Source organism: Aquabacterium sp. NJ1 (assembly GCF_000768065.1).
In the GTDB taxonomy this organism is placed as follows: Bacteria; Pseudomonadota; Gammaproteobacteria; order Burkholderiales; family Burkholderiaceae_C; genus Aquabacterium.
In genome coordinates this window covers 2,813,175-2,825,382 of the sequence record NZ_JRKM01000001.1, presented here as the reverse complement: position 1 = coordinate 2,825,382, position 12,208 = coordinate 2,813,175, and the positions used below count along the sequence as shown (strand labels likewise).

Here is a 12,208-nt window from a genome sequence, read left to right as displayed (position 1 = left end):
CTCGATTGTCACCCCGACTGAGCCCTTAAAGATGAACAGATTGTGTCCGGAAGGCCAAAGGTGTTTGCCCCGTCCAGCGTTTGAAAGAACGCGTAAAGGCGCTTTGCTCGCTGTAGCCCAGCAGCAGGGCGATTTCAGCCAGTGACAAAGCGCGGTCGCCCAGGTACTGGCGGGCCAGTTGTTCACGCGTGCGGTCCAGCAGTTGCTGCCAGGTCATGCCGCTGTCGGCCAGGCGGCGCTGCAAGGTGCGGGTGGACTGGTGCAAGGCCTGCGCGACCTTGTCCACCGAGACCTCACCATCGGGCAGCAGGCGCACCAGCAGCTCTTGCACGGCCTTGTCGAAAACGTTCGGGTCGGGCAGCGCATCGAGCAGAGCCTGGGCCTGGCGGTCGAGCAGGGCACGCAAGCCGGGCTCGCGGTGCGGCATCGGGATGCTCATGTACGAGATCGGAAAGCGCACCCGCGTGTAGTTGGCACCAAAATCGACCGGGCAGCCGAAGAAGGCCTCGCAGGCCTGGACGCGATCACCGGGCACCTGGTGGACAAAGCCCACGCGCGAGGGCGGCGGCGGGTTGTCGATCTGCTTGCGCAGGAAGGTGACCAGGGCGGCGATGGCGGTTTCATCGGCCAGCATGCCGGTGCTGGCGCGCGATGGCCAGCGGATCTCGACCTCCTGACGGTGCATCACGACCTCGGCCAGGTCCACGCCGTAGAAGAGGCGTTCATAACGCTGGTAGGCGGCCATGGCGCCAGCCAGGTTGTCGCTGGCCAGCACGAGGTAGCCCAGCACGCCCACGTGGCGGGGCAAGACGCCTGCGCCGATCGACAGCCCCGGCGCCACCAGGTCCGGGCGCAGCGCGGCCGCTTGTGTCAGCGCCTCGCTCCAGACAGCCAGCGGCACCGCGTCGTCGGGCGCGAAGGCAGCCAGGCGCGCCCTGATCGCCGGCGCGGGCAGGCGCTGCGCATCCAGCCAATCCGTCAGCAATTGCGTCCAGGCTCCTGTGACGCGCACCAGCATGCTCATATGTCATGGATCGTTAAAAAGCCGACATCGATTGTCGATGCGAAGGGCACCCCCCGTCTTTACATTGCATGCCATCACGTCGATGGAGTCAGCCGTCATGCAAGACATTCTTCACGCATTGGGCTTCGTGCTGATCGCCGGTACGGCCTTCCTGCTCGTCATCCTGACCGAGGCCGCCTACCTGCGCCGGCAGGGCAAGCGCGACGCTTACAAGCTGCGCGAGTCGCTGGCCAACATCAGCACGGGCTTCATGTACAAGATGGTGGACGCCGCCGTGGTGGCCGTATTCATCACGCGGTTCTATGACGACGTCGTCAGGCTGGGCCTGCAGTACAAGCCGGCCAACAAGTGGGTGGGGTACGCGCTGCTGTTTGTCGCGACCGACTTCATGTTCTTCGTGGCGCACGTGCTGATGCACAAGCTGCGCTACGCCTGGTGCTCGCATGTCACCCACCACAGCTCGGTGCGCTACAACTTCTCGACGGCGCTGCGCCAGAACTTCCTGTTCGACCTCAGTGGCCTGGTGTTCGTGTGGTGCCTGCCCCTGGCCTTGATCGGCTTTGACAAGATGGCGGTGGTGACCGCGATCGAGCTGAACCTGTTCTACCAGTTCTTCATCCACACCGAGACGATCAAGCGCCTGCCGGCCTGGTACGAAGCCATCTTCAACACGCCCTCGCACCACCGCGTGCACCATGGCCGCAACCCCGCGCAAATCGACACCAACTTCGGCGGCGTGCTGATCATCTGGGACCGCCTGTTCGGCACCTTCGTGGACGAGCGTGATGCCGGCCCGATCGTGTATGGCATCAGCATGCGCCAGCCCACCACGCTCAACCCGCTGCGACTGAACCTGGACGAGTGGTTCGCCATGTGGGCCGATGTCTGGCGCCACAAAGACTTGCGCATCCTGTGGAAGCACCCCGACTGGGTGGAGGAGCAGTACCCGAGCGCGCCCGCCCCAAATAGAAACAGGGCCCAAAGGCCCTGTTGAACTGGCGGCCGCATGGTGCGGCACACACCGGCTTACTTCTTCTTGGCAGCGGCCTTCTTGGCAGCAGGCTTGGCGGCCTTCTTGGCAGGCTTGGCGGCGGGCTTGGCAGCAGCCTTGCGAGCAGCGGCCTTGGGGTCCACAGCAGCCTTGAAGGTGGCGCCAGGAGTGAACTTGGGCAGCTTGGCGGCGGCGATCTTGATCTTGGCGCCGGTGCTGGGGTTCACGCCGTTGCGCGCTGCGCGTGCGTGTTGCTTGAAAGAACCGAAACCAGGAATCACGACGGCGTCGCCCTTCTTGACACTGGCCACGACCACGTCGAGCAGGGTGTCAAGGATGCGGCCGGCTTCAGCCTTGGTCAGGGTGTGCTTGTCAGCCAGGTGCTGGATCAGATCGGTCTTGTTCATAAGTCGAAGTTCGAGTTGCACCCGCAATCGTCGGGCAAGCTATTGTGCAGTATTGATGGGCTGTTTGAGGTGTTCTGCCTCAATGTTCCTCGCCCTGTTGATCAACAGAAGTTCACGTTTGCGCATGGTCTGACGGCACAGTTTGGTGGCCATGTGCTGCGTCAGCCGCCTGCGTCAGCACCGCGTCTGCGTCTCTGCGTCGATCTGGCTGACGTGCTGGACGGCGCCTGACGACAGGGTTTCCCCGCGTCGCCCGCCATCGCCGCACATCGTCGATGGGGCCTGGTGACAGCGGGCCTCAACAGTTGCTCACAGGCAACGAAACCGCGCGGCATCTGTCACACCTCAACCCTCTGAGGACCAATGTCTCTGCTTCTTGATTGCGCAGATCGCTCGCAAGATGGGCTGCGCCAGACAAGAAAGGACGGGCTGACGTGGACGAGATCGCATCCTTGCTGGGCCGACATGGCTACCTGCCGCACGGCTACTGCTTCACCTGGCAACCCGGCCTGCTGTGGTCCATGGTGGCGTCAGACGCCCTGATCGCGCTGGCTTACTTCTCCATTCCATTGGCCTTGTGGCGTTTTGCCTTGAAGCGGCGCGACGCCTCGCTTCACGGCCTGGTGACCCTGTTTGGTGCATTCATCTTCGCGTGCGGCTTGACCCATGTGATGGACGTGTGGACCATCTGGCAACCCGACTACAGCCTGCAAGCCCTCAGCAAGATCGTGACCGCGGTGATTTCGGTCGGCACCGCCATCCTCTTGTGGAAGCTCATCCCGAAGGCGCTGACCATCCCCTCGGTGTCGCAGTTGACCGCGGTCATCGCCACGCTGGAAGCCGAGGTGGCACAACGGCGCGCGGCCGAAACCGATCTGGCAGACACCCAGGAAGCCTTGTTCATCACGCTGGCCAGCATTGATGCGGGCTTCATCGCCACAGATCGGCAAGGGCACGTCACCCGATTGAACAAGACCGCCGAAACCGTGACGGGCTGGACGCAGGCCGAAGCGCAAGGCCGTTCTTACTGGGAGGTGTTCTTCCCGCAGGAGCGCCCGGCGGGCCACACGGATCGCAACCCTGTGGATGTGCTGATCGCGCAAGGGGGCTCCATCGAGCAGGTTCACCACCTCACGCTGATCTCGCGCACCGGCAAGAAGATACCGATTGAATGCCAGGCTTCACTCATCCGCTCACCTCAAGGGGTCGAGCGGGGCATGGCCGTGGTGTTCAGAGACATGACGCGGCTGTACGAAGCCCATGCTGACAGCAACCGGCTGGCGGCCATCGTCGAGTCTTCGCACGATGCCATCATCAGCAAGACCCTGGACGGCCACATCACCAGCTGGAACAAGGGGGCGCAAGCCATCTTTGGCTACACGGCGGCCGAAGCCATCGGCCGGCCCATACAGATGTTGCTGCCACCCGACCGGGCGCTCGAAGAGATGGGCATCCTGTTTCGCATCTCGATGGGGCAGCGCATCCCGGCCTTCGACACGGTACGCCAGCGCAAGGACGGCAGCCTGGTTGACGTCTCGGTGACCATCTCGCCCATCCGCGATGCGCGGGGCCAGGTCATCGGCGCCTCCAAGATCGCCCGCGACATCACGGAGCGCAAGCAGGCCGAAGCCTTGCGTGCCCAGGGCGAGCAACTGGCGGCAGAGAACCGGCAGATCCAGGAGACCAGCCGCCTCAAGAGCGAGTTCCTGGCCAATATGTCGCACGAGTTGCGCACGCCGCTCAACGCCGTCATCGGCTTTGCCGATCTGCTGCAAACGGGTGCCGTGCCGGTGGACTCGCCCAAGTACGCCGCCTTCCTGGGCCACATCAGCACCAGCGGGCGGCACCTGCTGCAGCTGATCAATGACGTGTTGGACCTGTCCAAGGTGGAGGCGGGCAAGTTCGAGTTCCATCCCGAAGCCCTGCACCTGCCCACCTTGATCAAGGAGGTGTGCGACATCCTGGATGCATCGGCCAGCAAACAGCAGGTGAGCATCCGCACGGAACTCGACCCCGAGGTCGCCCATCTGGTGCTGGACCCGGCGCGACTCAGGCAGGTGCTCTACAACTACCTGTCCAACGCGATCAAGTTCACCCCGGCCAACGGCCTGGTCACCATCCGCGCCCTGCCCGATGGGCCTGAGCACATGCGCATTGAAGTCGAGGACACCGGCATCGGCATCGCCGCAGAGAATCTGCCCAGGCTGTTCACCGAGTTCCAGCAACTGGAGAGTGTCTACACCAAGAAGCACGCCGGCACCGGGCTGGGCCTGGCGCTGACCCGCCGACTGGTGACGGCCCAGGGCGGCCACGTGGGTGTGCGCAGTACGCCCGGGCAGGGCAGCGTGTTCCACCTGATCCTGCCGCGCGTCCACACGACCAGGCACGATGTGCACGACAAGCACAGTGTGCTGCTCATCCACGATGCAAGCCAGGAACAGGCACACATCCGCAATGCCTTGCGTGATGCCGGCTTCCTGGTGGACGCCGCCACCACCGGTGAACAGGCCCTGGCCTGCGTGCAGCAACGCCCGTATGACGCCATCACGCTGGCCCTTCGGCTACCCGATCATCATGGGCTGAACGTGCTGGGGCAGATCCGGCGCCAGGGCCTGAGCCAGCGCACGCCCGTGGTGGCCATGACCATGCCCAGCCCACCGCACGGCACGGCCAACTTCCAGATCACGGATGTGCTGTTCAAGCCCATCGAGACGGCGCAGGTGGGGCTTGCTCTCAGGCAGATCGGGCTGGGGCAACAGCCCGGCGGGCGCATCATGGTGATCGATGACGACCCCGCCGCGCTGGCCTTGATGCAAGCAACCTTGCAGCAAATCGGGCTGGAGGCCATCTGCCTGAGCGATGCCCGCCTGGCGTTGCAAGCGCTGGACCAGCACCAGCCTGACGCCATCATCCTGGACCTGATGATGCCCGAGTTCGATGGCTTCGCCGCGCTCGATGCGCTGCGCAGCATGCCACGCTGGCGCGACACGCCCGTCTTCATCTGGACCAGCATGATCCTGTCCGATGAGGAGTTCGCGCTGCTGGCGCGATCGGCGCAAGCCATCTTGAGCAAAGGGGGCGGTACGCTGCAAGCCCTGCTCGACCACCTGCGCCGCTGGCGGCCCGCGCGGCACATTGACACGGCAAGGACGGACGCACCATGAACATGCCACGTGTCCTGATCGTGGACGACAACCTCATGAACCTGGAGCTGGTGAGCTTTCTGCTCGAGGCAGACGGTATCGAGGTGGTGTCCGTGCCGGATGCCCATTCGGCCCTGCGTGACATCCGCAGCTTCCAGCCCGAGCTGATCCTGATGGACATCCAGTTGCCCGACATTGACGGGCTCACCCTCACACGCCAGCTCAAAGCCGACCCCAGCACCCGCCACATGGCGGTGGTGGCCTTCACGGCCTACGCCATGAAAGGCGACGAAGCGCGCATGCTGGAAGCGGGCTGCGATGGCTACATCGCCAAACCCATCGAAATCGGCAGCTTTACGAAGACCATCCGGAACCATCTGGCGAAAAACCGTTCCCACACCTGATCTGGCACAGGGAGACGTCAGGCTGCTGCCGTCATCATGTTGTATTGCAGCCCTGCCAGCATGGCTGCCCATCTGCCACCGCACCACGCTCCAACACAGGCCCCACACGATGTACCACGGCGAACGACTCAACAGCGTCACCCACCTGCTGGGCCTGGCCCTGGCCATCGTGGGCTCGGCCGTGCTGGTGGCCCAGGCCATCGAGGGCGGCGACCTGCTCAAGATCCTCAGCTTCAGCGTGTTCGGGCTGACGATGATCGTGCTGTACGCCGCCTCTTCCCTGTATCACAGCATCCGCGGGGCCAGCAAGGCCCTGTGGGCCAAGGTGGACCACTGCGCCATCTACCTCTTGATTGCCGGCACCTACACGCCGTTCACGCTGGTGACGCTGCATGGCCAGCTGGGCTGGAGCATCTTCGCCTTTGAATGGACGCTGGCGCTGGTGGGCATCGGCAAGGAGCTGTGGTGGGGCCGCGAGACGGTGCCCTCGGTGCCGCTGTACGTGCTGATGGGCTGGTGCGGGATCGCCGCGGCCACGCCATTGATGAACGGCCTGCGCGGCGATGGCTGGATGTGGTTGCTGGCCGGTGGCCTGCTCTACACGGTGGGCATCGTGTTCTACGTGCTGGACAAACGCCTGCGCCATGCGCACGGCATCTGGCACCTGTTCGTGCTGGGCGGCACGGCCAGCCACTTCTTCACGGTGTGGCGCTTCGTGGCTTGAAGCGCCACACTGTCATGTGTGTGCCTGCTGGATCAGAACAACTGATAGAGCTGCACCCCCACGGTATGCCCGTTGGTTTCATTGAACCGGGCCAGCCCGTTCTTGCTCTCCACCGCCTCACTGCGCATCCACAACAGCGACGGGTTGATGTAGGTTCTAGGTGCGACTTGCACCATGGCCGCCAACCCCAAGGTGTAGTCAGAATAGGCATTGATGTAGGTTGTCTCCATCTGGCGCCGGTAAGTCAAGCCAGGCGCAATGGTCACCTGACGGTTCAACGGCAGCCACACACCTGCATTCACTTTCACGCTTCGGGCCTGATCAGCATGCTCGGTTGCCGTGTATTCCAGCGCCGTATAGCCTTTGACACCTTGACCAAAGTCCCACCCGGCAGCCACGCTCAATGAAGCCGTGCTGTATGAGCTGTTGGAGAGGTTCTTGTCGGTGGCAACATCAACACCCAACTCGCCAGACAAGGTCAAGGGCGAATCCGAGCCCGTCAGGAAGCCATGTCTGACCCAGACACTGCCGCCCTGAAAGCCCTTGGCCTTGAAATCCCCCGTGTTGCCCGAGGATTCATCCAGCTGGTGCGAGCGATTCACGCCATAGCTCGTGGACAGCCCGATATGGGTGGATGCTCCCAGGCCATACCTCACCGCCGCGTCCAGCTCATTGCCTTGTGACTTGCTGCTGATGGTGCTGCCATCGGACAAAAGGGTGATGTCGCCCTTTGCAGCCCCGTGATACGTGGAAATGCGCAGGTCCAGTTGGCCGCGGTCCAGCGTATCGGTCACAAACAGCTTGTTGTCGGCATGGGCTTGAGAGGCCGACAGTCCCCACAAAACGGCCAAGCTCATCAGCGTTGAGGCACGCTGGCTCTTCGAGAAAGTCATTCGAGTTCAGTTCAATTGATGGACATCCAGGCCTGCATCCAGCGATGCAGCGGCCCTCCCCGCAGGCATTGTGTGCGCGATTGAACAAACATCACCCCCGGGAACAAGGGGTCACACCATGCGCTGCGGGCGCACCCATTCGTCGAACTCTTCGGCGGTGACGTAAGCCAGTTCCAGCGCGGCCTCGCGCAGGCTCAGGCCCTTGGCATGGGCGTATTGCGCCATGTGGGCCGCGCGCTCATAACCGATGTGCGGGCTGAGCGCGGTGACCAGCATCAGCGAGCGCCCCACCAGTTCGGCCATGCGTGCGCGGTCCGCCTCGATGCCGCGGGCGCAGTGCACATCGAAGCTGGCCATGCCATCGGCCAGCAGGCGCGCGCTTTGCAGGAAGGCATGCGCGATGAGCGGCTTGTAGACATTGAGCTCGAAGTGCCCCGATGCCGCGCCCATGCCGAGCGCCACGTCATTGCCCATGACCTGGCAGCACACCATGGTGAGCGCCTCGCACTGCGTGGGGTTGACCTTGCCGGGCATGATGGAGCTGCCGGGTTCGTTTTCCGGCAGGTGCAGCTCGCCCAGGCCACATCGCGGGCCGGAGGCCAGCCAGCGCACATCGTTGGCGATCTTGTTCAAGGCCACGGCCAGGGTCTTCAGCGCCCCATGCGCGCTCACCAGCGGTTCGTGCGAGGCCAGGGCCGCAAAGCGGTTGGGTGCCGTGTACAGCGGCCAGCCCAGCTCCTCGGCCAGCATGCTCGCCACGCGCTCACCAAACTGCGCGTGCGTGTTGAGGCCCGTGCCCACGGCGGTGCCGCCCACCGCCAGGGCATGCAGGGCATCCAGGCTGTGGGTGATGGCGGTTTGCGCGTGCGCAAGCTGCGCCACCCAGCCCGACATCTCCTGGCCCAGGGTCAGAGGCGTGGCGTCCTGCAGGTGGGTGCGGCCGATCTTGATGATGTCGGCATACGCATCGGCCTTGTCGGCCAGCGTGTCTTTCAACGCGCTCAGGGCAGGCAGCAGCGCCAGGTTCAAGGCCGAGAGCGCGGCCACGTGCATGGCCGTGGGGAAGATGTCGTTGGACGACTGGCCCAGGTTGACGTGGTCATTGGGGTGCACCAGGCGCGCCGGGCCCCGGCCGCCGCCTAGCAGCTCGGATGCGCGGTTGGCCAGCACCTCGTTCATGTTCATATTGGTCTGCGTGCCCGAACCGGTCTGCCACACCGACAAGGGGAAGGCCTCGTCATGCTGGCAGGCGAGCACCTCGTCGGCAGCCTGCACGATGGCGGCCGACACACGGGCGTCCAGCAAACCGAGCCCGGCATTGACCAGGGCGCACGCTCGCTTGATGCGGGCCAGCGCCATGATCAGGGCCATGGGCATGCGTTCGATGGAAATGGCGAAGTGCTGGAGCGAGCGCTGCGTCTGGGCGCCCCACAGGGCCGATGCGGGCACCAGGATCTCGCCCATGGCGTCGTGTTCAACGCGGGACAAAGGCTGCATGAGAGGCCTCCTGTGTGGCCACCTTGCGCGCCCCGATGGCGGCTGTCAAGGGCGTGCCCGCGCTGGCATCAGCGGTACCGCCGTGCACATGTAACGCATGCGTCGCACAGACGCCGCAAGGCGCATGCAGGCGATGTGGCCCTAAAAGGTGAGCCGCGCTTCCAGCATCAACATGCGGCCGCGGGCATCGAAGTAGCGCTCGTCGTAACCCAGCATCTGGCCCTTGCCTGCGCCGCCTTGGTTGAGCGACAAGGGCGGCTTGGTGTCAAAGATATTGACCACACCAGCCGTCAGTTGCAGGGTGCCATCGAGCTGCCAACTGGTCTGCCAGTCCCACAGGACCTGATCCGCGGCCTTGAGGCGGATCTGCTGCCCCGGCCCGGTGACCTGGCCATTGGCGTCCACGGGGTAGGCTGTGATGGGCGCGTCGTCATAGCCGGATTGGTAACGCGCCGTCAGGGTGTGTGTCCAGCCCGCACGGATCAGGCTGGTGCGCCAGTTGGCACGCCATTTCAAGGTGGCGGCGCCGTAGCGCCCGTCGTCGATCGCACTGAACCAGGGACCACCGGGGTAGACCTGGCTGTCTTCGCGCAGCATGACGGTGGCACGCATCTGGGTGTCGATCACACCAATGGCAGTGGGGCGCCGTGCGCTGGCCAACAGGTCCAGCCCCGATGACATCAGCGTGCCCAGATTGGTCGGGCGCCCTTGCAGCGCCAGTTGCGGGCCGCTGCCGGTGTCCACCGTGGTCCAGGTCGAAGCCGGCACGGCCTGAGGGTGCTCGAAGGCCACGGCTTCGTCCACCGAGCCGATGCGGTCATGGATGTGCACGGCCCACAAGTCGGCACCCAGCACATAACCGGCTGCGGGCGCCAGCCTCAAGCCCAGGTTGGCCTGCACCGACTTCTCGGGCTGCAAGTCACCATTGCCGCCGACGACCAGGGGGTAGATGGCCGCGGCACTGCAAGGCGCCGCCCCCAGAGACACCGCGACAGCCTGTAAATCGGCCGTGCAGTCATATGGTTTGCTGGTGACCCCATCGGAGCGCCCGGGCGAGCGCATCTGGTTGAGCGTGGGTGTGCGAAAACCCGTGCCGAGCGACGCGCGCCACATCAGGTTGGGCGCGGCCTGCCAGCGTGCGCTGGTCTTGCCCGTCCATGCCTGGCCCGCGAATTCATCGTGGTCGGTGCGCACGGCCGCGCCCAGGGTCAGCGCGGGGGCGACAGGTGCCTGCCATTCGCTGAGCAGGCCCCACACATAGCGAGAAGCGCTGGAAGATTGCATGGGCACGGTATCCCCCAGGCGCAGGTTGCCGGCGTCGAAGGACGAGGCCATGGTACCTGCACCGAGGTCTGACAACATGCCTTGCGCAAACAGGCTGGGCTGGAAGCGCAGGCCTTCACGCCGCAGGTTGGCGCCCACCGCCCACTTGAGCGGGCCGCCCGGCAAGGGCATCAGCTCGCGTGAAGCCAGCCATTGCAGTTCGGCCAGGGTTGAGCGCCCACTGAGCCATTCGCCGTTGTAGCTGGCGGCGCGTTGCGCAGCCAGGTCTGAAGCCGTCTGCTGGCCGGGTGCCACCACCGGGTTGACCAGGCCATCGTCAAACAGGTGCTTGGCCGCGTTGGTGCTCAGGGCGTGCTCGATGTCGCTGCGCTGGTAGCTGGCTGAATAGCTCAGGCCGGCCGACCAGGACCAGCCATGCAAACGCCCTTCCAGACGCGCAGCCAGGTGAGCCAGGTCGGAGGTGTCTTCGAAGCCGCGTCGGCCGAGGTCGACGAAGCGGTAGCTCAGATTGACGGGGTTGTCGCCCACACCCAGACCAGCAAAAGCCGGCGAGCTGCTGAGCACATCCAGCCCGTAAAAGCCCGTCGCCACTGGCGCCAGGTGAGAGGTGACCACGCTGCGTGAGAGCAAGAGGTCCAGCTGCAGCTTGTTGTCCGGCGTGAATTGCCGGGTAAAGCTGGTCATCAAGCTGTGCTGAGCTTGTTCAGGCACCAGGTCCAGATCGCCCGCGTAGTTGTAGGAGCAGAGCGGAAAAAACTGATACGAGAAAAAGGGGGCATAAGGGTTGTCATAGACATACGAACCACTTGGGCACCGCCCCGTCAGTTTCAGCATGGGGTTGGCCCAACCAAAAGTGCCGGTGAAGTCGTAGATCGTTGCAGGGGCACCCGCATCCTGCACATCCGCAAAGCGATAACGCTGCCCCTCGAAGTTGAAGTCCTTGATGGCATCACGCGCATAGTCCCGCGCCGTGGCCCGCAACGCACTGCGGCGCATGGCCGACACGCCCAGGCTCAGGTTCTGCCCGGCATCCTCCACGCTGCCCACGCTCTTGAAGGCGCTCAGCCGCCATTCACGGGCACCGCCACGCGGCCAGGTCACACCGGCCGTGGCCTCGTTGGCATCGCCATCACGCCGAGTGATGATGTTGACCACACCACCCAGGGCATCGGCGCCATACAGCGCCGAAGCGCCATCGGTCAGCACCTCGATGCGTTCGACCATGGCCAGCGGGATGGTGTTGATGTCCACACCCGACAAGGCCCCGTTGCTCAGCTGCCCACCAAAGGGCGCCACGCGCTGGCCGTTGAGCAGCACCAGCGTGTAGGCATCACCCAGGTTGTGGATGGACACGCTGGCGTAGCCACGCGAGTCATTGCCCACCACCGATGTGGTCTGCGTCATGCCCTGCATCACCGGCAGTTGCTGCAACAGCTCGGTGGTGGTGCGTGCGCCGGAACGCTCGATGTCAGCGCGGCCCAGCACGGTCACAGGCACCGCGGCGGCCTGGGCATCGGTACCACGCAAGGCCGTGCCGGTGATCTGGATGGCGGGCAGGTGGTCCGCAGGCTGATGGCCAGCCTGGTCAGCGGGCACAGGGATGGAAGCAGGGATCGGGGCAGTCTGGGCGGATGCGCCCGTGGCCAGGGTGGCGCACAGCACGGCAAGGGCCCAAGCCACCGCCGTCAAAGGGCAGGAGCGGTTCATGGGCGAGCAATTCCAGGGGGTCAAGCTGCGCCGCAGTGTAGGCGCAGCCCGGCCCTGGCCGATAGCCTGCCCGCCCTTCAGCTTAGGGGGATCCAGCCGGCACGCAACGGCGTGTCAAGCCCGCTGCCCCGCTG

The 12,208-nt window shown here is 64.6% G+C and carries 10 protein-coding genes; 5 read left to right on the top strand and 5 right to left on the bottom strand.

Translation table 11 applies throughout. The features are described from left to right. Window positions 1-25 precede the first annotated feature (25 nt). Window positions 26-1,024, bottom strand: a complete 999-nt coding sequence (locus JY96_RS12060) for an AraC family transcriptional regulator (RefSeq protein ID WP_035037725.1) — start codon at window positions 1,022-1,024, stop codon at window positions 26-28. Between the two features lie 97 nt (window positions 1,025-1,121). Between JY96_RS12060 and JY96_RS12055 the strand changes: the two genes are divergently transcribed. Continuing rightward, the gene (locus tag JY96_RS12055; protein ID WP_035042518.1) at window positions 1,122-2,018 is read left to right on the top strand and encodes a sterol desaturase family protein; all 897 of its coding nucleotides are present in this window, start codon (window positions 1,122-1,124) and stop codon (window positions 2,016-2,018) included. 32 nt (window positions 2,019-2,050) lie between these two features. Here JY96_RS12055 and JY96_RS12050 read toward each other — a convergent pair whose 3' ends face one another. Further along, window positions 2,051-2,422 (bottom strand): HU family DNA-binding protein, encoded by a 372-nt coding sequence (locus tag JY96_RS12050; protein WP_035037723.1) that lies wholly within the window; start codon window positions 2,420-2,422, stop codon window positions 2,051-2,053. On the opposite strand from JY96_RS12050, the gene JY96_RS23200 reads away from it, so the two are divergent. From JY96_RS23200 to JY96_RS12035, 4 genes are all read left to right on the top strand, one after another. Then, window positions 2,396-2,653, top strand: coding sequence for a hypothetical protein (locus JY96_RS23200; RefSeq protein ID WP_152606479.1), 258 nt, complete (start codon window positions 2,396-2,398; stop codon window positions 2,651-2,653). The two genes, JY96_RS12050 and JY96_RS23200, sit on opposite strands and share 27 nt — an antisense overlap. 203 nt (window positions 2,654-2,856) lie before the next feature. Next, on the top strand, window positions 2,857-5,586 hold the full coding sequence (locus JY96_RS22265) for a PAS domain S-box protein (protein ID WP_052162451.1): 2,730 nt from the start codon (window positions 2,857-2,859) through the stop codon (window positions 5,584-5,586). Next, complete coding sequence (locus tag JY96_RS12040; protein WP_235333909.1) at window positions 5,583-5,969, top strand: response regulator; 387 nt, start codon at window positions 5,583-5,585, stop codon at window positions 5,967-5,969. The genes JY96_RS22265 and JY96_RS12040 overlap by 4 nt, the downstream gene beginning before the upstream one ends. Before the next feature lie 109 nt (window positions 5,970-6,078). Further along, the gene (locus JY96_RS12035; protein ID WP_035037721.1) at window positions 6,079-6,693 is read left to right on the top strand and encodes a hemolysin III family protein; all 615 of its coding nucleotides are present in this window, start codon (window positions 6,079-6,081) and stop codon (window positions 6,691-6,693) included. A gap of 32 nt (window positions 6,694-6,725) precedes the next feature. On the opposite strand, the gene JY96_RS12030 is transcribed toward JY96_RS12035, so the two are convergent. The 3 genes from JY96_RS12030 to JY96_RS24135 all read right to left on the bottom strand — a co-directional run bounded on the left by JY96_RS12030 (window position 6,726) and on the right by JY96_RS24135 (window position 12,074). Beyond that, window positions 6,726-7,586, bottom strand: coding sequence for a hypothetical protein (locus JY96_RS12030; protein WP_035037718.1), 861 nt, complete (start codon window positions 7,584-7,586; stop codon window positions 6,726-6,728). Window positions 7,587-7,697: 111 nt separating this feature from the next. Next, window positions 7,698-9,083 (bottom strand): class II fumarate hydratase, encoded by a 1,386-nt coding sequence (gene fumC / locus JY96_RS12025; protein ID WP_035037715.1) that lies wholly within the window; start codon window positions 9,081-9,083, stop codon window positions 7,698-7,700. 141 nt (window positions 9,084-9,224) lie between these two features. After that, window positions 9,225-12,074, bottom strand: coding sequence for a TonB-dependent siderophore receptor (locus JY96_RS24135; protein ID WP_035037712.1), 2,850 nt, complete (start codon window positions 12,072-12,074; stop codon window positions 9,225-9,227). Window positions 12,075-12,208 lie beyond the last annotated feature (134 nt).